At 33.7% G+C, this 20572-nt stretch carries 21 protein-coding genes; 11 read left to right on the top strand and 10 right to left on the bottom strand.

Annotated features, from left to right (window positions below):
* Window positions 1-91: 91 nt before the first annotated feature.
* Entirely contained in the window at window positions 92-502 is a 411-nt protein-coding gene (locus LNP04_RS04775; protein ID WP_229985429.1) for a 5-fold beta-flower protein, read from the bottom strand.
* Window positions 503-605: 103 nt separating this feature from the next.
* Here LNP04_RS04775 and LNP04_RS04770 point away from each other — a divergent pair, with 103 nt between their 5' ends.
* Window positions 606-752: a hypothetical protein gene (locus LNP04_RS04770; protein WP_229985428.1), complete on the top strand. Its 147-nt coding sequence runs from the start codon at window positions 606-608 to the stop codon at window positions 750-752.
* Between the two features lie 288 nt (window positions 753-1040).
* A complete protein-coding gene (locus tag LNP04_RS04765) occupies window positions 1041-1250 on the top strand; it encodes a hypothetical protein (RefSeq protein ID WP_229985427.1) in 210 nt (69 codons plus the stop codon).
* Window positions 1251-1298: 48 nt separating this feature from the next.
* Here the strand turns inward: LNP04_RS04765 and LNP04_RS04760 are convergent, their stop codons facing one another.
* A complete protein-coding gene (locus tag LNP04_RS04760) occupies window positions 1299-2477 on the bottom strand; it encodes a hypothetical protein (protein WP_229985426.1) in 1179 nt (392 codons plus the stop codon).
* A gap of 728 nt (window positions 2478-3205) precedes the next feature.
* On the opposite strand from LNP04_RS04760, the gene LNP04_RS04755 reads away from it, so the two are divergent.
* Window positions 3206-3640 (top strand): cold-shock protein, encoded by a 435-nt coding sequence (locus tag LNP04_RS04755; protein ID WP_229985425.1) that lies wholly within the window; start codon window positions 3206-3208, stop codon window positions 3638-3640.
* Between the two features lie 614 nt (window positions 3641-4254).
* Window positions 4255-5862 carry an ice-binding family protein gene (locus LNP04_RS04750; protein ID WP_229985424.1) on the top strand — a complete coding sequence of 536 codons (1608 nt, stop codon included), beginning with the start codon at window positions 4255-4257 and terminating at the stop codon, window positions 5860-5862.
* A 170-nt stretch (window positions 5863-6032) separates the two neighbouring features.
* Here LNP04_RS04750 and LNP04_RS04745 read toward each other — a convergent pair whose 3' ends face one another.
* The 6 genes from LNP04_RS04745 to LNP04_RS04720 all read right to left on the bottom strand — a co-directional run bounded on the left by LNP04_RS04745 (window position 6033) and on the right by LNP04_RS04720 (window position 12575).
* Window positions 6033-7091 (bottom strand): DNA polymerase beta superfamily protein, encoded by a 1059-nt coding sequence (locus LNP04_RS04745; protein WP_229986273.1) that lies wholly within the window; start codon window positions 7089-7091, stop codon window positions 6033-6035.
* A gap of 1 nt (window position 7092) precedes the next feature.
* Window positions 7093-7386: a hypothetical protein gene (locus LNP04_RS04740; RefSeq protein ID WP_229985423.1), complete on the bottom strand. Its 294-nt coding sequence runs from the start codon at window positions 7384-7386 to the stop codon at window positions 7093-7095.
* Window positions 7387-7431: 45 nt separating this feature from the next.
* Window positions 7432-9441, bottom strand: coding sequence for an AAA family ATPase (locus tag LNP04_RS04735; RefSeq protein WP_229985422.1), 2010 nt, complete (start codon window positions 9439-9441; stop codon window positions 7432-7434).
* A 164-nt stretch (window positions 9442-9605) separates the two neighbouring features.
* Window positions 9606-9998, bottom strand: coding sequence for a hypothetical protein (locus LNP04_RS04730; protein WP_229985421.1), 393 nt, complete (start codon window positions 9996-9998; stop codon window positions 9606-9608).
* 108 nt (window positions 9999-10106) lie between these two features.
* Window positions 10107-10853 carry a nucleotidyltransferase domain-containing protein gene (locus tag LNP04_RS04725; RefSeq protein WP_229985420.1) on the bottom strand — a complete coding sequence of 249 codons (747 nt, stop codon included), beginning with the start codon at window positions 10851-10853 and terminating at the stop codon, window positions 10107-10109.
* Between the two features lie 339 nt (window positions 10854-11192).
* A complete protein-coding gene (locus tag LNP04_RS04720) occupies window positions 11193-12575 on the bottom strand; it encodes an RtcB family protein (protein ID WP_229985419.1) in 1383 nt (460 codons plus the stop codon).
* A 175-nt stretch (window positions 12576-12750) separates the two neighbouring features.
* Here LNP04_RS04720 and LNP04_RS04715 point away from each other — a divergent pair, with 175 nt between their 5' ends.
* The 3 genes from LNP04_RS04715 (at window position 12751) to LNP04_RS19475 (ending at window position 14437) form a co-directional block, all read left to right on the top strand.
* Complete coding sequence (locus LNP04_RS04715) at window positions 12751-13083, top strand: HopJ type III effector protein (protein WP_229985418.1); 333 nt, start codon at window positions 12751-12753, stop codon at window positions 13081-13083.
* 139 nt (window positions 13084-13222) lie between these two features.
* Entirely contained in the window at window positions 13223-14245 is a 1023-nt protein-coding gene (locus LNP04_RS04710; RefSeq protein WP_229985417.1) for a YafY family protein, read from the top strand.
* A 60-nt stretch (window positions 14246-14305) separates the two neighbouring features.
* Window positions 14306-14437, top strand: a complete 132-nt coding sequence (locus LNP04_RS19475; RefSeq protein ID WP_262510687.1) for a hypothetical protein — start codon at window positions 14306-14308, stop codon at window positions 14435-14437.
* A 47-nt stretch (window positions 14438-14484) separates the two neighbouring features.
* Here the strand turns inward: LNP04_RS19475 and LNP04_RS04705 are convergent, their stop codons facing one another.
* Window positions 14485-15675 carry a DUF1501 domain-containing protein gene (locus tag LNP04_RS04705; RefSeq protein WP_229985416.1) on the bottom strand — a complete coding sequence of 397 codons (1191 nt, stop codon included), beginning with the start codon at window positions 15673-15675 and terminating at the stop codon, window positions 14485-14487.
* A gap of 72 nt (window positions 15676-15747) precedes the next feature.
* Entirely contained in the window at window positions 15748-17121 is a 1374-nt protein-coding gene (locus tag LNP04_RS04700) for a DUF1800 family protein (RefSeq protein WP_229985415.1), read from the bottom strand.
* A gap of 243 nt (window positions 17122-17364) precedes the next feature.
* On the opposite strand from LNP04_RS04700, the gene LNP04_RS04695 reads away from it, so the two are divergent.
* The 4 genes from LNP04_RS04695 (at window position 17365) to LNP04_RS04680 (ending at window position 20498) form a co-directional block, all read left to right on the top strand.
* Entirely contained in the window at window positions 17365-17928 is a 564-nt protein-coding gene (locus LNP04_RS04695) for a hypothetical protein (protein WP_229985414.1), read from the top strand.
* Between the two features lie 113 nt (window positions 17929-18041).
* Entirely contained in the window at window positions 18042-19097 is a 1056-nt protein-coding gene (locus tag LNP04_RS04690) for a glucokinase (RefSeq protein WP_229985413.1), read from the top strand.
* A 144-nt stretch (window positions 19098-19241) separates the two neighbouring features.
* Window positions 19242-19808, top strand: a complete 567-nt coding sequence (locus LNP04_RS04685; RefSeq protein WP_229985412.1) for a YceI family protein — start codon at window positions 19242-19244, stop codon at window positions 19806-19808.
* Window positions 19809-19886: 78 nt separating this feature from the next.
* On the top strand, window positions 19887-20498 hold the full coding sequence (locus LNP04_RS04680) for a YceI family protein (RefSeq protein WP_229985411.1): 612 nt from the start codon (window positions 19887-19889) through the stop codon (window positions 20496-20498).
* The last annotated feature ends 74 nt before the right edge of the window (window positions 20499-20572 follow it).

Here is a 20572-nt window from a genome sequence, read left to right as displayed (position 1 = left end):
AATTATTGTTTCGAGGATATAAATTATTGATTGCAATTGAGTGAACAGAATTATCAATGTTCTATAACTCTGGACTATGCCTTGAGGTAGTTTATTCTATTTTAAAGAAGAAAAAAGCTACCGCTGCCCATTCTTTTTTAATTCCATTAGCATAACCGACCGTACTGTGACTACTGTTTTCTACCGTTCCATTGTCTTTGATGTACCCAATTGCTGAATGGCTGCTGTTTTCTACCGTCCCGTCTTTTTTAACATACCCTACAGTAGAACCGCTTTTATTTTCTATTGTGCCATCACTTTTGATTCTCCCAATTGTGCTGTGGCTTTTGTTTTCAACCGTACCATCGCTTTTAATATAACCTACTGTAGAATGACTTTTGTTTTCAATTGTTCCGTCTGATTTGATGTAACCTGCCGTATTACGGCTTCCCGATTCAATGGTTTGAGCACATACAATAGAAAGATTAAAAAGAATAGAACAAATGATTAGTCCTTTTTTCATGTTTTTTTTTTAATAGTTATTATTTTGATTTAATAAATCCCTTAGGATTGTGCAACTTATAGTTATGACTTTTTATAAAGATAAAAATTTTTTAAGAAAGCGATTGGAAAATAAAAGGCACACGATAAAATCGTGCGGAAACGAGGGTTATGATGACCGTAAGAAAATGAAACTTTCAAGAAAAGTTTTGTTGCCAAGATCAGAAGAACCGGCACAAAAGCCAAGGAATGAAGGAAATGTAAATCCTTAAAATCAAGAATGACTGGGAGAACACGAGCCTTTGTACGAAGCTTAAGATTATTACATCAACTATATAAAACCACTGAATTCCAATGGTATTTAATTCAACAATTTCAATATTTGTTTTATTTTTAACCACTTAAAATATCAACTATGAAAAAATTATTTATTCTATTCTTAATCAACGCATCTGCATTAGTATTTTCTCAAACAGTAAAATGATGTCCCACTAAAAGATATCGACGTAGACTACGTTCAGATTATCGGGACTGGTCGTTCTTTAAGTACAAAAGTAAATGTGGAAATCGATTTCGGACAGGAAACCAAATCTATCTCATTTAAAAACGGAACCAATATCAAAGACGAAAGAGGAAGAAATGTGAAATTTAATTCTATGATGGATGCTCTGAATTTTATGTCTGCAAATGGCTATGTATTCCAGTTTGCTTATACCACAAATGATGAAAAAGATAAGGCTGTTTATTATATTTTAAAGAAAAATAAATAACTCCACTGAAATCTCAGTGGAGTTATTCTTAATAAACAAATATGGTTTTTAACCTAGAATTTCCGACATAGCAGAAACCAAAACTCCTAAAAGCTGAGGATTTCCTGCTGGCGAAGTAATTTTTACTGTCATTTGACCGCTATCTGAGAAGCTTACAGAAGTTGAAGATCCGCCAGATCCACTAGCACTGAAGAAAGGCCAGAAACCTGTACTTGCTCTAGCAGTGATAACCTGCTGGTCACTTGAAGAATAACTTGTTGCAGAAGTCATTGTGATGTCAATTCCGTCAACAATAATCAAAGATGTTGCAGAACGCTGCAAGTTACCATTAGGCCCGAAAGTGGTGTCCCATGATGGTAAACCGTTTTTCCAAACCGTATTGTCTTTGGTACCATAAGCTCTTGACAATGCTGCGCTGTTATACCAAGGCGTGTATTGGCTAAGGATAGGATCTGTAGAAGTTTTTGCTAAAGGAGCTCCCGGCAATGTCAATACATGTTTGAAGCTTGCACTGATATTAATACCTGCTGAGGTAGCTTCCTCTGTAAGATTGTCATAGCTTGCGCCACCTCCGAAATCAAACAAGTCGAAAAACACAGATGTACTTCCGCTTGCCCATGTGTGAGATACATCAGAAGACTGTGTTTTGCTATCCATCGTAAAGCTTTTTGCCGGAGCAGACTGTATTGCATTATTTAAATCTGAAATCGTAGTATTATAAGCATATCCTTTCCCTGCGGCCTGTGCAGAAGCGAACATTGTGTTGGCAATCGTTACGATATCATTGTAGAAAGACTGAATCAATGATGCGCTGCATCCCATCTGAGAAGGAGCATAAATCATTGCCCATTTCTTGAAGGCAGACTGCATAGCATCCGGGCTGTCAAAGATATTAGAAGGACATTTAGGAGATTGAATATAATTTAACCAATTCGTATAATAATCTCCCATACAATTCTGGAAGCTATTATCTGATAGTGGTTTTAAGTTAGCAATTACTGCCTGATAATCCTGAGAAAAATTGTTAGATTGACTAGGGTCATAACTGTTGTTCACAGATTTTGGAGGAACGGCATCAAAAATTTTCCAAAGCCAGTCTGATGTTGGTCCTACAGGTTGTGTTCCCTGGTAAAGCTGGAAGTTGTTAGGACTTAAAGATAATCCTGTAACCAAGGCATTGTACCATTGTTGAGTTAGAGTTTGCATTGCTGCTTGTGCTTGTGACATAATATTAGTTTTTTGGTTTCCTACTCTTTTAAATATCAGGCTTTTCGGAGGCCGCCTAGATTCATTGGAAGCTTCTCATAATGAACAATACAAAGTAACTTCTAAACATTCGGAATTGGTAGAGTAGAAAATACCCAAATTGATAATAGGTATTTGTACTTCTGTAAGGCGGAATATACTTAAGTAGTTTTACGTAATTGAAAAATAGTGTTTGTGGCAATTTGATAAGCATCTAATTTTTAGTGGAAAAGAAACTAAAAGGTCATTTTTTGTTTTCTAAATAATCTGAAATTCAATTATTTAAATAATAGTCTTCAAAATCCGTGGAATTGTCGTATATTTGCATTATAATTAAGAAGAAGGTTTCTGCTTTTCTTAAACTATAACAGTTTAGAATACCCTTTATCCCTCAGTTTTCTTTATTCTGACTGCCGTTTTCATTTTTATTTCTTGTAAATGAATCTTAGCCGGCAATATGAATCACCACGACTGACCACCTGTAGAATACCTTTTTACTTCTTTTCGGGAAGTTGAAATGGTTGTAATCATCGAAAAACTTTCTGGTAACGATCGTAAATTCTAAAAAATTTATTATCTTAATGCAGTGGAATCATTAGAAGAATTTCAACAGAAATCTTTTGGTGATGGTAAACAATACCCTTTGATGAAATAAATGAAAAATCATCAGAAAATTAAATTCAAGAATAACAATTAATATACAATAATATATGGCGGATTCTTTCTCAAAAAAAGAAAACTTTAAGAAAAAATTACAGAAGCAAAAGGAAAAAGCGATACGTCGCGAAGACCGAAAAAACACCAATGACAAAGGGAAAAGTCTTGATGACATGATCATGTATGTAGATGCAAACGGTCAGTTAACAAGTACGCCTCCTGATAACAGCAACAAAAGTGTCATTGATTTGGATAACATTCAATTGGGTGCAGCTCCTATTCAGGAGGAGGATCCAATCAAGTCTGGTATCGTTACTTTTTTCAGCGACAAGGGCTACGGATTTATCACAGAAGATAGTTCTAAAGAAAATGTATTCTTCCACAGCAACAACTGTGTGGATATCATTAAGAAAGGGAACAAGGTATCTTTCGAAAAAGAAAGATCACCAAAAGGTTTCTCTGCAATCAATATTAAAATCATCAGATAGTTTTTTAAACTATATATAAAACAAACCGCTTCAGCAATGAGGCGGTTTTTGTTTTAGGTATAAGGATTTTCTCTTATTTCTATTAAAATTTTTGTCGTTTTTTCTAAATCCGGGTATTCCGTGGTGGGAATGTAATTTCAGGATGTGGAAATGTGGCTTCACGATGCAAGAATATAATTCTACAAAGAAAGAATATTAACTTGCATCGTGTCAATGTGAAATAACATCGCAAAAAAAATATAGTTACATCAATGGTTGGAAAAATGAGGTCGCAATTTGTTGTTAATTTCTGTCGATTCATTTACGATTTTTCTTGATGGTTTTTAAAATCTTATTTATTATCAATGATTATTAATGTCTTAATATTTCAAAAAAGGAGATTAAGATGTTGTTTGTTAAATATTTAAATATCATATTTATTACTTGTAAATCTTTTATCCAATAAAATATAGATATATTTAATTATTCGTAAAAATAAAGTATTTATTTATTAAAAATTTATAAAATAATATTAATTAATTAAAAATAATTTAATTATAATAAATTTATGGTATGATTTTAGTTACGTCATTTAATTGTGAGATAGTTAAATTTCACGCCAAATAATTTATTTTATGAAAAAACTTTTAAGCATGGTAGTTTTGTCTACCTCAATTTTTTTCTCATCACAGGCAATGGCTCAGGCGCCGGTTTTGGGAACAGCTGCTGATTTCGCTCTCTTCTCATCCAATGGTGCAGTGAGCAACACCGGATTATCGCAAATCACCGGAAATGTTGGCACCAATAATGGCGCAAGTACCAACTTCGGAAATGTAGATGGGGTAATGCAAGATTCCAATGGAGCTTCAGCAGCAGCCGCCGCATCATTAACGATTGCTTATAATCAGCTGAACGCGGCAATTCCTAACTTTTTTCCTGCACCACTTTTGGGTAACGGACAAGTATTGGGAGCGGGAACCTATTCGATCGGGCAAAGTGCAACACTGGATAATACTTTGACTCTTGATGGAGGCGGAAATGCCAATGCAGTATTTATTTTTAAAATACAAGGCGCATTCTCTTCTACAGCTGCTTCTAAAGTAATACTTACCAATGGTGCACTTGCCTGTAATGTATTCTGGAAGATAGAAGGTTTGGTAAATCTTGCTACGAATACAGAAATGAAAGGAACGGTGATTGCAAACAATGCAGCAATAGTTCTGAACAGCGGCGTTTCTATAGAAGGACGTGCGCTGTCTACAACAGGTGCTGTTACAGTTTCGGGCGTTACAGTAAGAACACCTATCGGATGCGGATCACCGATTTTAACTGGTCCGGTTGCACCTATGCTAAGATCAGTTGCGTGTTTCACAGTTTTCACAGGTAGCGGAACGGTGACTAACTCAGGAGTTTCTTTTGTAACGGGAGATATTGGTTCTAATGTAGGACTTACAACGGGCTTTCAGGCTAATAATGTAACAGGAACAATTCATAGCAATCCGGATTCTGCTACTGCAATCTGTGCACTGGATCTTGGTACGGTTTACACTTATCTGAATACTTTACCGACAGATATTGAGTTGCTTTATCCTGCTGCTTTTGGGCAAAACTTAGTGCTGACGCCGCATACTTATCTTTTGAATGCTGCTACCGTTCTTAACGGAACCGTTACCCTGAATGCGCAAGGAAATCCTGATGCTGTATTTGTTATCAAAATCGTAGGTGCATTGTCTACAAGTACTTATGCCAATGTAGTATTGCAAAACCAGGCTCAAGCAAAGAATGTTTTCTGGAAAGTGGATGGCGCAATCAGTCTTAACGACTACGCAAACTTCAAAGGAACAGTGATTGGTAATAACGGTGCCATCAACCTTAATACGGGAACCGTGATAGAAGGCCGTGTTCTCAGTACTACCGGAGCGGTATCTACAGCGAGCATCAATGCAGTAATGACACCAGGATGTGATCTTTCAACATTAGCGGTAAGTTCATCTACTCATGTGAGTAAGCCAGCGAGCTTTTATCCAAATCCTTTTTCCTCAGTACTTAATATCATTCTGGATGATGCTGATAAGGGATCGGAATTAATGATTTTCGATGCCGCAGGATCTAAAGTTCTTGAGAAGCGTTTGTCTGATAAAAACACCCAACTTCAGGTAAAACTTCCGGCGGGAACTTATTTCTACCAATTGAAAAATAAAGATGGGAAACAGAAAGGCGGGAAACTGATTTCTAAACCTTAAAAAAACCTTAACTTCACTTGTCCTAAAAATGTAATACAGAGTATAGGTCAAAAATAATTAACTAAACCAAAGCAGAATCTTTCTGCTTTGGTTTTTTGTTTTATAAGTTTTTCAGATTGGTAATATATTTGAAAAGGATTGTAGTTTCCTATTTGAAGGAGAGAAATTAATTATTTGTATAGATTTTCTCTTATTTCCACTAAAGTTTTTGTTGTTTTTTCTAGATCAGGATATTCCGGAAGTGTCGAGATCGAATGATGGTATTCAATCGACTGAATCAAGGTTTCGGCTTTCTTCATAACATCATCATAAGACCAGTTTCCGGCTTTGATATCTAATAATTCATCACGGTTTTCCACACGGATATTTAAAGAATTGGTTTTAAAAATCTGCTCACACGACTGCAAAAGGCGAATGGTGTGCATCATGTTTTTGCTGTCGTAGTTTTGTCCGTGGTTTTGATTGACGTTGTAACGGTCTTCATTTCTTTCACAAACCCACTTCCAGTATTCTCGGTAATCTTTGCAGTACGTGGAGTAGGCGTCAAGATTACAGAACATAAAAGCCACCGATTTTTCTCCTTTTGGAATCGATGAAACGGAAACCTGATTGGCTTCTTCGTTCTGGATGATTCCTTTGTAGCCTAAATCTCCCGATTCATTGTAGAAAACGGCAAACATTCCTTTGGTGTTGTCGATGTTCACCAATCCGCATTTTTCCTGAATTCTTCCGTTTTCTGAAAGCCATTTTTTCAACGGTATGGAGCTGTTATTTTCTAAAATATAACAGAAATCAAGAATAGATTTTTTTTCCTTTTCAATAGGATTTAAAATCTTCTTATTGAGTCCTTTTGCTTTTTTGATCTGCGAAATTGCATATCCTGCAAAGGTATCTTTGCATAATTTGGAAAGGAAATCTTCAGGCTTCAACAAACCCATTAACGGATTTTTATGTTGAATACAATCTTCCGGACTTGCCAGAATTTCTAAAATATTCGGATTGTTTTTCTGTAATAATTCTACAAATCTCCCAATTTCATAATACGAAATGTCATTCGTTTCATTAGAAATCTGCGGAATATAATTTAAGCCGAAAAAATCTTCTTTCGTTAAATAATATACTCCTCGGATGTCTGTGTCTGAGTTTTCTGTTTCGAGGCCGAAGGAGCGGCTTCCGGAGATGGCTTGGAAGAGGATGAGGTTGCGGGATTTTATATCTTGAATGGTCATTTTAGAATCCATATTTTTCTTCGCGTTTTTTGAATGCTTCTTTTCCTCCCTCAACAATTTCTGCTATATGTTCTCTAATTCCCATAGACTCTAAAAACCTTATATCATCATCGGTTTTTGATTTAGTTTCTTCTAAAGAACCATTTATATAATCAAATTTATAAAGTGAAAGATCTTTTTTATTATTTTCATCTTTCTGGTTAGCAATTATTATATTTTCAGCATCTGCATTTACCACAATATTTGCGTTATGAGTTACTAAGATAATTTGTCGTTTTATTTTTTTATCTCTCAAATAGTTTACAAGTTCTGTTGAAATTGACCTGTTATCAAGATTATCTTATGGTTGGTCAATTAAAATAGGAGCTTCAGATTTACTTAATTTTATAATTAATTTTAACAAAACAAAGCTTGCCTTACCTGTCGACATATTATGTATTGTATCGCTTCCAGATTTAACTTCCCAATGGTCAAAAAAATGATTTTCTAATAAAATTCTACAAGCTTCTTTTATATTGAAGTCTTTAATCAAAGGATAATTTCCTGTATGGATAGTTTCGAAAACATTTTTTAATTCATTAATAATACTTGTTTTATTTATTAGAGATAAATTATTTAAATTATTATCATACAAATACTCAAAAGGATTTTGGGCTTTTAATTTTCTTAAATCAGTAATATTGTCTATACTTTCTTTAAATTTTTTAAAATTAAACTTAGTAAAACCTTCTATGTCAATTTCATCATTGTCTTTGTGTTCTATATTTTTTGTTATTGGTTCTAAATCGGTAATTACTTTTTGATATTGATTAAAGTTATTTTCGATACTGCTAAAAATTTTTTCTTTTTGTGTAGCCAATTCAATTGTAAACTGTGTTATTTGTTTTTCAATTTTAATAATATATTCTAGTTTTTCATTCTCTTGTTGTATATAATTTTGTAATCTTTCTATTTTCTCTTGGGATTCTTTTTGTCCAATTAAAGGTTTTATTTTGTCTTGTAATTCTATCCTTTTTTGGTTATTAAATGTCAGTTGATTTTTGATAGAACTATCATTAATTAAGCTTTTGTTTTCATTTAATGAGAGAAGTTTTTCAATTTGATTGAGTTCATCAAGTGAATTTTGAATGAAATTATATTTTACTGTGAATTCAGTTTTAATTTCCTCATTTTCTAAAGTATTTATTGACTCATTCTTATCTAACAATAATTGATCTAATGAAATTTTTATTTTTTGATTTAAAGATTTTAATACACCATAATCAGACACGATTTTTTTATTTTCATCAGTGAATTTCTGAATTTCCTCATTATATTGATTGTATAAAGCTTTATTTTCTTCTGAAATATCTTTTTGTAATTCTAAAATTTCATCTCTTTTAGATTTGATACTTGTAATTAAAATATCTTTACTTCCTTTATCCTGTAAATCCTTTTTTAAAGTATTAATTGTGTCCTTAATGTCAAAAAAAACATCAATATCTTTTGATTTTTCAGTATTATTAGCATTTATATTAGCGTCAAAGTCTTTAAATATATCATTGTCATCATTTTCTAAAATAAGGTCTTTAATAAGTTCTTTTAAAGTATTGCCGTTTTTCTTACTCCTATCAACAAGATTGGACAAATGATTTTGTGGTATGTATTTAATTTCTGGTAGATAACTTGGTTCTGTGTCATTTCTGTCTGAGGATTGTTCTAATCCTGATGCCAATTTAACATTAAGAGTAAAGGGAAATTCATTCTGCAGATCATCATAAAAGTATTTGTATTTGTTATCAGTAGTATCAAAATATTTTAAAACACCTTCATTGCTTCGATCTTTATATAAAGCTTTGGCGATGTGATATAGTAAAATGGATTTTCCGGAGGATTTACCACCTATAATCACGTTAAGATTATCATTAAAATAAATAGTATCATTAGAGAAAAGATTATTTGTGCTAATGAATGATACTTCTGTGATTACTAATTTTTCATCTTTTTGATCAGGTATATTTTGTTGTATAGATACTCTTTGATTAGGCTCGTGTAAAATTTGTCTTAATCCTTCAAATGTTGGTTGAGCTTTAATCCAAGTATTACAATTTCCAATTCTGTCTTTATCTGTTTCTGTTGAAAAATAATGAGCATCACTACAGTCTAACAATAAATCATTAACACCTTGATTGGTTAATTGACTTTTAGCTTTAGTGAAATCAGCTATAGATTCTGCTGCTGTAAAAACTATATCTGCTCTGTTTATTATTGATTTTTTTGTTGCAATTGAGGCATCTGTCCATTTTAAATCTCCCCATTCGGTTTTTCCAATAGCAATAAGATATTTACCTGTGAAACAGTCCTTATTCAATGATTTAAATATTTCTTCTTCTCTTATATTTAGATTATTAAATCCTTCTGTTATATCAGAACCATATTTATGTAATTCAGATGTTGGAACATTTGATTTTATTTGCTTTCCAAGTTCTTCTACACTTTGCGGTGTAATAGCTCTTGTCCAAGGCTCTCCGCTTTCTAAATAATAACTTTCTCAAGTGTATTCAAGAATTGGCTTTGAATCGTTTCTAAAGGTATTTCATCAGAAAATATTACATGTAAATTGATTCTTTTAAGTTGTTCAAAATTTATTCCTGCAAATTTTTCAATTCTAAATTCGACAACTGGTAATAGTTTGATATTAGGAATTCTAGAATTTTTTGTTTGCTCTTCTTTTAACTTAGCATAACCATCAAGAAATAGGTAATCATTTATACCTACAACAGCAAACTCGTCAGATAAATTTTCTAAATCTAAAATATATTTTTCCCAAGTATTTTCATCGTTATTTCCAAAGCGTTGATAAATAGAAAAAGGTGTATGTACATGTAAATCCCATTTTCTCCATTCTGAACCTTTATTAATTGTCATAGTTTTAGTTTTTTCTAATATATAAATATTCTAGGAAAGTTCTTTTAACAAACAAATATATATTTAAACAATAAGGAAAGACTACGGCTTCCCATAATCTTTCCATATTTAAATTAATATTTCTCTAAAAACCCTTTCCATCTCATTTTTGTCATTTTTTCCCGCTGATAAACTTTTAGACCTTTCCTCATTATCCTTCACCATTTTCTCCAAAAATCCAAACAATTCCCAGTCATTCGGATGGTAGTAAGATTCTCCTTTTGTAGCTTTTAAAGCGATTAAATTTTCTATTTTCGCTCTTGTAAAATCATCGACCAAAACCAGCAATTCACTGAACAAAACGGGTGGAACAGTTCCTTTTTCTACTATCCATTTTCCAGTCAGGGCTGTTCGAAGGCAGTAGAAATAACTTTTCAGTTTTACTTCATCGGTTCTGCAGGCTTCGAGATATTTTTTGCTCATGCTCAGATAATGGTAAGAAACCGCTATCGGAGAAAAACAGGAATCTGCTAAAGGTTTAAAAAGTTCATAAAACTTTTCATTTTTTACATAAACGATAGGAGAGTAGAACCAACTCAACAAAGCCGCATTCGACTTTAATAAGAGATGAAAAGTCTTTCTAAGATCCCATCCCGAACCGTCAAGATCATCTTCGGTCATAAATTCTATCGTTTCATCTTTGTCCAATGGCGACAGATACCAGTCTTTTTCGTGGCGGTATATGAATCGTATGTCATAATCGCTGTCGGGAGACGCAAAACCCCATGCCCGGCTTCCCGATTCAACGGCAAGAAGTATTTCTATGTTTCTTTTTGCCTCTATTTCTTTTAATTTTTCTAATATTTTTGGTGTCATTGTTTTATTTTTTATTTGGTTAAAAGCAAAGGCGCAATTTTTTAAAGACTTCAAGCCATAAGGCGCAAAGATTTCATCTTCGATAAAATGATTTGTCTGTAAGTTGGTGAGTTTGATTTCTTACCATATTAATATGACATAGGAAAATGGAGCGTTAAGAAAATTAAAAATTAATCCGTTAAAAAATTCCCACTGTTTGGAGCGCGGCAAAATCTTGAACCGAAGAACTCATCTTGAATTCGCGCAAGTTTTGGGAATTTTAGGATTAAATTTTAATTTTTAGCGGAAGTTTCCAAGTCTTGATTTTTTGTTTCTTTTGTATTAAGACAAAAGAAATAATTATGCTTTTCTAAATTTCTTCTTTTTCTTCCATGGCGCATTCTTCTGCACGTCACCCGCCATAATACATCCATAAGGCAGCACTTCATCCAGCACTTCACACAAACCGTATTCTTCGATTTGGGCTCTTACGTTTTTGGCGCTTTTATAGGCGGTCGGAAGTTCAGAAATATCAATTTCATTCGAGAAAAAACGGATATCTAATCCTTGAGTTTCTTCTGCAAAAACTTCTTCAATGGTTTTATGAGCCAATGATTTTTTATGCTGCGTTCTGCTGAAATTTCTTCCGGCTCCGTGAGGGGCAAAACCTAAGTTTCTCTCATTGGTTTTCCCCTGAACGATCAAAACGGGTTCTGACATATTCAACGGAATCAATCTTGGTCCCGTAATATCAGGCATGAATTTATCATCGAGCGGAGTCGCACCTTTTGCATGGTAAAATAAATCTTCATCCTTGAAAACAAAATTATGTTCGTTCCAATATCTGTTTTCTTTCTCAATGTTCATTTTGTTTAAAACGGCATCGTGAATTGAAGTATGATTTTCTTTCGTCCATGTTCTTATCAATTGCAAAGCTTCCCAATATGATTTTCCTTCTTCAGTTTCATACGGAATCCATGCGTTTTCTTTCAAAGTTTCTGGCGAAATTTCCTGTCTGAAACGGTTGGCTACTTTCATTCCTTTATCGTACAACGCAGCTCCTGGAGCTCTTGATCCGTGATGCGTAACCAACATTGTATTTCCAGTGTTTTTTGAAATTCCGACGAACAAGAAATGATTTCCGTCACCCTGAGTTCCCATATGAGAACGTGCAATGCTGATTAATTTCTCATCATTTAAGAAGTCATTTTCTCTGAAAGCATCCATCAATTCCTGAGACATTTCCATCTGCTCACCTCTCGGTCTTCCTCCATATCCAAAGTGCGTAATTGAATGGGCTGCATCCAAAACTTCTTTAGGGTCAGCTTTTCCAAAATCTGTCAACATCACTGAACAACAGATATCTGCGCTATGAAATCCAGGGTGAATTGCGTTTTTTGCCACAACAACTCCACCCACGGGAATCTGACCTTCAGGACCTGTCGGACAGGCATCGGGCATGATCGCACCTGCAACCAAAGTTGGAGTTTTCATCAGAACTTTCATGGTGTTGATTACTTTTTCGACGTTATCATTTTCACTTTCGTGTTCAGCTTTAATGTTGATGATAAAATCTTTTGGCGTTTCATGAAGCGGAATCAAGTCCGGCTGTTTGAATTGTTCCAAATATGCTGTGATTTGATTTTCATCTAAATTATTTTCGTTGATATGTTCGATAGCATCTTTAAACCATTTTGATGGTCTGTATCCTAATTCGATTAAGTTGTTTCCGTTAAATTCCATTTTTATTTCGTTTTGATAATGCAAAGTAATTGTCTTATTGCGCAGTAATTTTGCGTAGATGAAATTATTTTGATTATTTTTGAGAAAATTAATTATTAACAACGTCATTGCGAGGAACGAAGCAATCTGTGGTTGAGATTGCTTCGTTCCTCGCAATGACAAAAAAATAAAAAATATGTTATTTGAACAATTAGAAAAATCAGCGGAAGAAATACAGTTTAAAGATGTCATTGCATTTATTGACGAACATTACGATTTTACTCCAACAAAATTTACCAACGGAAATATCGTGAACGAGGCAGATCAGAACAATGGTTCTTGTAAAGTTTTCAGTTTTGCGAAGCTGAATGATTTGCCAAAAGAAGATACTTTAAACCTTTTCGGAGAGTTTTACCGGGAAGATGTTTTGAAAAATCCTGAAGGTACAGATCACCAGAATATCAGAAATTTTATTGAATATGGCTGGGATGGGATTTCTTTTGAAGGGAAGGCTTTGAAGAGGAAGTAAGCTTGTAAGACATATGTATATTGATAACAACTCGCTTAACCACACCGTCAAAAATTCTATGAATTTTCGCCACCCCTCCAAGGGAGGGGAATTTTTCTCGCTTCGATCTTAACTTTAATCTTAATCTTAACCTTTAACTATGTCATCCAATAAAAACGCTCTTATCCGCTACAAAACTTTAGATAAATGTCTGAAGAATAAGTACAAAAAATACACTCTGGAAGATTTAATCGATGAATGTTCTGAAGCGTTGTTTGAATTTGAAGGTAAAGAATCTTTTGTCAGCAAACGTACTGTACAATTGGACTTGCAAAATATGCGGAGTGAAAAATTCGGGTATGAAGCTCCGATTGAAGTTTACGAAAGAAGATATTACCGCTACAGTGATCCGGAATACAGTATTCATCAGATTTCAGTCAATGAAAATGATTTGAAAGCGATGAATAATGCAATACAGATTTTAAAGCAGTTTAAAGATTTCTCAATGTTCAAAGATATGAATGGGGTGATTCAAAAACTGGAAGATTCTATACATTCGACCAGCCAAAAATCGATTATTCATTTAGATAAAAATGAGCAACTGAAAGGTTTGGAGCATATTGATGTTTTGTATGAAAATATTTTAAATAAAAAGGTTTTAAAGATTTGCTATAAAAGTTTCAAAGCGAGAGAATCGAATATTATTACTGTTCATCCTCAATTATTGAAAGAATATAACAACCGTTGGTTTTTGATTTGCTGGCATAAAAAAGCGATTTACAATCTTGCTTTAGACAGGATGGAAGAAATTGAGATCGATGAAACTACAGAATACATTGACAAGGATTTTGACGCAGATCGTTACTTTGGTGAGGTCATTGGAGCAACGGTTTCTGAGACGCAAAGACCACAAAATGTCATCTTTTTTGTTAATTCGCAACATGCTCCTTATGTAAAAACTAAGCCTTTTCATCATTCTCAGGAAATTATCAAAGAAGATGAAAACGGCACGACTTTTAAAATTTGTGTTCAGCTCAATTTTGAATTAGAACGAATGATTCTGGGAATGGGAGAGTTTTTAACGGTTTTAGGTCCAAGAAAACTGAAGCATAGAATCGCCAAAAGTATTAAAGCGGCACATTTAAATTATCAGGGTAATGAAACGGAGAATGAGGAATTATAATTTAGTTATGTTATAAAAATTGGCTTGAAACTTGTAATTGTTTTTGAAAATAAAATTATTATGAAATCAAGAATATTAAAAGCGGTACTTGCAATGGTTGTTCCCATTGTCATTGAATATGTTATCAAGAAATTTACAGAAAAAAAAGGAGAAGTGAAGGATCCGAACAGACAGATTCCTTCTCCACATTAACAACGAACCAATTATAACCTTAGCCTTACAATTTTTGTAAGGCTTTTTTACACGAAATCATACACACCGTTTTTCCAGCCCAGAACTTTTGATGAATCGGCATTCAGCCAATTTTTAAGAACAGTTGCATAGACTTTTCTGAAATCTTCAGTGTAAATTAAATCTCCTTCTTTCAGATTTTGTAAATCGGGTAGAGCGTTCAGAATACCTCTCTTTTTTAAGCCGCCACTGATGAAAAACATTTGATTTGCTGTTCCGTGATCGGTTCCTTTGCTTGCATTTTGAGCGACACGACGACCGAATTCTGAAAATGTCATTAGTAAAATATCATTAAACAATCCATTCGCTTTCATATCGGAAACGAAAGATTTTACTGCATCATTAATTTCTCCAAACAGTTTTTGCTGTCTTTCATTTTGGTTGACATGCGTATCAAAACTTCCTATTGAAAGATAATAAACCTGCGTGTTGATGTCTGATTTAATCAATGAAGCAACGGTCTTGAAATCTTTTCCCAATTTAGAATTTGGGTATTCCTGAGTCGATTTTTTTGCTTTACTTTTTTCAAAAATATAATCAGCATTGTTGATGGTTGAACCTAAAGTTTTGTATAAATAAGAAACCGTTTCGTCGTCGTGATGGTGGTCGCTTTCATACAATGATTTGAAATATTTCTCTTGGCTGGTTTGATACAATTTTTTTGGATCTTTAAAGGCAAAAGCTTTGTTGTTTTCACCTTTTAAAGCCAAACTGAGCATATCATCAACTTCCAAAGCCTGTGTTGGATGTTCGCATTTGTAGCATTCTTCATCCAAAAATCTTCCGAGCCATCCTGTTTCCAGAAACTCATCACTTTTACTGGCAGAATGCCAAATATCCATGCTTCTGAAATGGGATTTGTCAGGATTCGGGTAGCCGACATTATTCATCAGGGAAAGTTCACCACTGTCAAATAATTCTTTAAAATAAGACAAAGCCGGATTGATTCCAGTTTCATCATTTAAAGCCAAAGAATCATTGATGGCTATATTATTTCTTTCTTTAAAATAAATATCATTTTTTGTCGGAATAATCGTATTTAAACCATCATTTCCACCTGTGAATTGAAGGACGATCAGTATTTTCTGATTCGGATTCAGCGCATTGTCTAAAGTCATCGACTGTAGAAAATTCGGAACAAATAATGAAGCAGTTGCCAATGAACTGATCTTTAAAAATTCTCTTCTTTTGATGATCATAATTTCTTTGCTTAGATTTAATAAAACTAATTTTCAATAACTTCTAACTTCTAACTTCTAACTTCTAACTTCTCACATCAACTGATATTCTGGTGTTGACATAAGGTTGATGATATTCATTTTGATACTTTGATCTGAAAATTGTTTAACAGTGTTCATATCCAGAGATTCTGAGTTGACGATCAAATAGTCTTCTGCTTTTTTCTGATTTAAAGCTTTGTCAACCTTGCTCCAATCGATTATTATATTCGGATTTTTAAAACTTTTATTTAGAGATTCTCTTGATTTCATGCCCATATCCATATCGTCGTCTTCTTTCGCAGAATATTCCATCGGCCTCAATCCCGACCATATTTGTGGAATCTGAAGTCGCAGCATTAAAGTTGAGCTGTCTATCCAGGATTTTCCGTTTGGCCAGCCAGAGACGTTGGGCGGATAAAGCAGCATTTGCCCCAAAAGTTTTTGATAAACAGTAATGTTTTCAGGATTTTGAATTTCCATTGGCAGCATTCTCATCATCCCTACAAGAAGTTCTGTTGGCGATTTTATTCTGTTTCCGATATTTTTTTTATCATAAAACCATGAACTTGAAAAGACCTCAGTCATTAGTTTTTTGATGTCATATCCTGATTCATAAAAGTTTTCGCTGAGGTTTTTAATGATTTTTAAATCAGGTTTTTCATTAACGAAAAAGGTGTAAATCTTTGTTGTGATGAATTCGGCAGTTGCTTTTTGTTCCAAAATAATATTTAAAACATCGTCGCCTGTAAAGTTTCCTGTCTTTCCCAAGAAAGTTTTTGTGCCTTCGTCGTGCTGTTTTTTTCTTTCAAGAAATTGACCTTCTTTATCGTAACCCCATCCGGTAAAAGCTCTTGCCGCTTCACGAATGTCTGTTTCTGTATAGTTTCCTCTTCCCATCGTGAAAAGCTCCATCACTTCGCGGGCAAAATTTTCGTTGGGATGATTTTTTTTATTCTGTTGATTATTCAAAAAGCTTAGCATTGCTGGAGAACGGCTGACTTCAAATAATAAATCTTTAAAATTACCTAAAGACTTCTCCCGAATTACATTCAAGAGTTGTTGGTTGAATTTTGGATTGTTAATTCTCGTAGCAAAATGCCCATGCCAGAAAAAAGCCATTTTCTCTCTCAGCTGTTCATTGCTGGTCGTAAATTTTTTAAGAAAATTAAGATTAAGCTCATTATTTTGCTTTTGATTTACTTTCTGAATTTCCCTTTTCTGCTGGGCAGTGGCTTTAGGATCATTATATTCAATGGGTTCGATGTCGGGAGTTTCATACACAATGGGAGAGAAGGTTTCTTTATTGAAAATTTCCTTCAGAATCGTCTTGATGTTTTTATTTTTCAGGTCATCTACTTCGTTAATTCCCGGTCCGAAACCTGCACGCCAAAGAAGATGTTTATTATTAATAAATGAAGCAACCATAGTCCTGATTTTATTTTTTGATGATTAAATAAAGAAGAGGTTAAAGTGTATAAACAAATATTAATGATTATTTATTGCTTCACCTTATGTAAAGTTAAACAACTATTTAAATAAAATAAAATTTAATCAATTGATTTTCATTATTTTATGGTGATGTTGAGATTTGATTTTAATAATTGTGAATTATTTTGGCATGATTTTTCCTTGTCTCATTTTAGTAAAATTTTAAAAAAAATCAGAGTTATGAAAATGTTTAAGCAAGCTATTTTAGGAGCGGGAATTTTGACGGCAGGTTTAGTTAGTGCGCAAAGTGCTCAGATGAATAATATGATCAAAGTGGGAGCAACGGCAGGTATTGCGGTTCCTGCGGACAACCTTTCTGCAGCAGTAGGTGTGGATGTAGCATATCAGAATCTAATTACTCCGGGATTTGGATTAGGTATTGCAACAGGTTATACTCATTATTTTGCAAAGAATAATAACGGATATGATAATAATGACGTGGGTGTAGTTCCGGTAGCGGCGTTATTCAGAATTTACCCTAAGCAGACTGGCTTCTATTTCGGAGCTGATCTTGGTTACGGGTTTTTAGTAGGTGACGACAAAGTTGCGTCAAACTCTACAGCAGACCGACCAGACGGAGGTTTTTATCTAAAGCCAGAGATCGGATATCACAACAGAGACTGGAATTTCTTCCTTCAATATCAGAAAGTATTTTCAGGAAGTAACGGTGATATCGCAAACCAAGACTATAATGTGGGAAGCATCGGAGCCGGATTTTCTTACAATATTCCTTTAGGAAAATAATTATAACCAATATAATTAGTTATTAACCAAGCCTTTTCGATTTTTTGAAAAGGTTTTGTTTTACCTAGCACAGATTACCAAAACAATTATTATATTTGATAAAATTAGCGATTATGAACTTAAATCCAAAATTTCCACTTTTTTTACCGGGAGTAAAAAACAGCAGTAATGATAATGTTTCGATCATTGGTGTAAACCTACGTGAAGATGTTACTACGATCGCTTATTATGTCTCTAGTAATGGTGGAATTGAAACTAAAACTCAAAAAAATTATCCTACAAAAGAATATGCTGCATTTTCTGAAATTCTTACCCAGTTTATTCAGGAAGAGCAGTTAGAGAATGTAAAACGTTTAGGAATCTCAGTTCCGGGACCTGTTTTGAACGGAAAAAGTAATCCTGCAAGATTAGGCTGGAGCTTTGATGTTGAAGATTATAAAAATGCATTCGGTTTTGAAGAAGTAACAATGTTGAATGATCAGGAAGCTTCGGCTTACGGTATCGCACTTTTACAAGACAGTGATCTTGATGCCATCTACAGCAGCGGTCATCTGGAAAAAGGAAATGTTGCCATCTTAGCACCAGGAAACGGATTGGGTGAGGCAGGATATTTCTTTGACGGGAAATATTTAAGACCATTCGCTACAGAAGGCGGTCACTCAGAATTTTCTCCAAGAACAAATGTTGAGGTTGAATTTTATCAATTCTTAAATAACATTTACGGAATTGTAAGTTGGGAAAACGTATTGTCTAAAACAGGTTTATTCAATATCTACAGATTCTTAAGAGATGTAAAGAGACATCCGGAACCTGAATGGCTTTCTGAAAAGCTGACAAACGCCAATGGTAATTTCACAGAAGAAATTTTCAAAGCAGCAGTGGAGGAAGATGTACTGATTTGTAAAATCGCATTAGATACCTTCTTAGAATTTCTGGCGAGAGAAGCCAATAACTTAACGTTGAAGTTAAAGGCAACAGGAGGTTTATTGATTGCCGGAGATATTCCGCAAATTATCAGACAATATATTGATAAAGATAAATTCTACGAGAAATTTAAAATAAGTGATAAAATGGAAGATATGTTGAAGAACATTCCGATTTATCTGATCAATCCAGACAGCACGAGCATTGACGGTGCTGCGCTCTACGCCGCTTACTATAAAGAATAAAAAATACAGCTCCGAAGAAATTCGGAGTTTTTTTATGGATGATTTTAGTCATAGAAATATTTTTTAAAATTGATGTACATCAACAAAAACTACCAATTAAGATATTTACATTTGCACCAATAAATAATTAAACAATTTTTATTCATGAAAAAAATATTTTTATTAGCAGTTTTGGCTAGTGGTTTGGCTTTCGGGCAATCAAAAAAAGTAGTAACATCTGATGTTCACTGGTGGGGTTATAAAGTTGCAAAAACTGAATCTAGTTCTCATGACGGAACGGTAAAAGTAAAATCCGGAAACATGATCATGAAAGGAAATGAGCTTATAGGAGGAGATTTCGTTTTAGATATGAATTCTATCAACGCTACAGATCTTTCAGGAGAATACCAGGGAAAACTGAATGGGCACCTTAAAAACGGAGATTTCTTCGAAGTTGAAAAATTCCCGTCAGCAAGTTTCAAAATCACTTCTGTAAAGAAAAACAGCGATAAAGTGTACAACAAACTGGTAACAGGAAATCTTACGGTAAAAGGAAAAACTAGCCCTGTTTCTTTCCCTGCAAAAGTTTCTTATGCAAACGGAGTAGTAAGTTTAGAGTCAAATAAATTCTCTTTTGACAGACAAAAATTTGATGTTGCTTACAAATCTTCTATGAAAGATGTTTTTGTGAAAGATGATATCGATATGCTTGTAAAAGTGACTGCGAAATAATTTAATCAAAAAAATATTATTAAAAGTGTAGAAGTTCTACACTTTTTTTTATTTTTGTTGAATTGTAAATAAAAAAGAATGAAAAGATTATTATTGTTTGTTATGATGTGTGCGAGCATATCATTTGTATTTGCTCAAAAAAAGGGAGATAAAATTTCTAAAGTGATCACTTCTGAGATCAAATGGTGGGGACACAAGGTTGTAAAAACCAAAGCATCTTCTCATTATGGAAGTTTGAAACTGAAAAGCGGAAAATTTAATTTTGATAAAACGGTTTTTGTTGATGGTGAATTTGTTATCGACATGAGAAGTTTGGTGGTAGCTGATCTTTCTGGTGCCGATCAGGTGAAACTGACCAACGAACTGAAAGGAACCAATTTCTTCGAAGTTAAAAAATTCCCGACTGCAAAATTCCATTTGAAAAAAATTATTCCTCTGGCGAACAGCGAGTACAATTCTACCATCGTAGGAGATATTACCATCAAAGGAATCAGAAAAACAATTTCGTTCCCAGCAAACGCTCATATTACGCAGTTTACGGTAGAGATTGAGTCTTCAGTATTCTCATTAAACAGAAAAGACTTCAGAATTTTCTATCAGAATTCTTTGAAAGATTATTTCATCAAAGACGAGATGGATATTCAGTTTAAAGTTTCTACTCAAAAATTGGATAACGAAAGACCTTTGTAAGGTTAAAATTTTCATAAATCATCATGCACAGCTTTTATTAAGTTGTGCATTTTTTTATTTTAGTACTACAAGAA

Source organism: Chryseobacterium sp. C-71, assembly GCF_020911865.1.
Classification (GTDB): Bacteria; Bacteroidota; Bacteroidia; order Flavobacteriales; family Weeksellaceae; genus Chryseobacterium.
The sequence above is the reverse complement of the archived record's forward strand: the minus strand, read 5'-3'. Positions and strand labels throughout refer to the sequence as shown.

Coding starts and splice junctions, on each gene's coding strand:
- LNP04_RS04685 (WP_229985412.1), top strand. CDS start 19,242: ATGAAAAAAATATTTTTATTAGCAGTTTTGGCTAGTGGTTTGGCTTTC.
- LNP04_RS04750 (WP_229985424.1), top strand. CDS start 4,255: ATGAAAAAACTTTTAAGCATGGTAGTTTTGTCTACCTCAATTTTTTTC.
- LNP04_RS04755 (WP_229985425.1), top strand. CDS start 3,206: ATGGCGGATTCTTTCTCAAAAAAAGAAAACTTTAAGAAAAAATTACAG.
- LNP04_RS04680 (WP_229985411.1), top strand. CDS start 19,887: ATGAAAAGATTATTATTGTTTGTTATGATGTGTGCGAGCATATCATTT.
- LNP04_RS04710 (WP_229985417.1), top strand. CDS start 13,223: ATGTCATCCAATAAAAACGCTCTTATCCGCTACAAAACTTTAGATAAA.
- LNP04_RS04745 (WP_229986273.1), bottom strand. CDS start 7,091: ATGACCATTCAAGATATAAAATCCCGCAACCTCATCCTCTTCCAAGCC.
- LNP04_RS04760 (WP_229985426.1), bottom strand. CDS start 2,477: ATGTCACAAGCACAAGCAGCAATGCAAACTCTAACTCAACAATGGTAC.
- LNP04_RS04725 (WP_229985420.1), bottom strand. CDS start 10,853: ATGACACCAAAAATATTAGAAAAATTAAAAGAAATAGAGGCAAAAAGA.
- LNP04_RS04720 (WP_229985419.1), bottom strand. CDS start 12,575: ATGGAATTTAACGGAAACAACTTAATCGAATTAGGATACAGACCATCA.
- LNP04_RS04695 (WP_229985414.1), top strand. CDS start 17,365: ATGAAAATGTTTAAGCAAGCTATTTTAGGAGCGGGAATTTTGACGGCA.
- LNP04_RS04705 (WP_229985416.1), bottom strand. CDS start 15,675: ATGATCATCAAAAGAAGAGAATTTTTAAAGATCAGTTCATTGGCAACT.
- LNP04_RS04715 (WP_229985418.1), top strand. CDS start 12,751: ATGTTATTTGAACAATTAGAAAAATCAGCGGAAGAAATACAGTTTAAA.
- LNP04_RS04775 (WP_229985429.1), bottom strand. CDS start 502: ATGAAAAAAGGACTAATCATTTGTTCTATTCTTTTTAATCTTTCTATT.
- LNP04_RS04730 (WP_229985421.1), bottom strand. CDS start 9,998: ATGACAATTAATAAAGGTTCAGAATGGAGAAAATGGGATTTACATGTA.
- LNP04_RS04700 (WP_229985415.1), bottom strand. CDS start 17,121: ATGGTTGCTTCATTTATTAATAATAAACATCTTCTTTGGCGTGCAGGT.
- LNP04_RS19475 (WP_262510687.1), top strand. CDS start 14,306: ATGAAATCAAGAATATTAAAAGCGGTACTTGCAATGGTTGTTCCCATT.
- LNP04_RS04690 (WP_229985413.1), top strand. CDS start 18,042: ATGAACTTAAATCCAAAATTTCCACTTTTTTTACCGGGAGTAAAAAAC.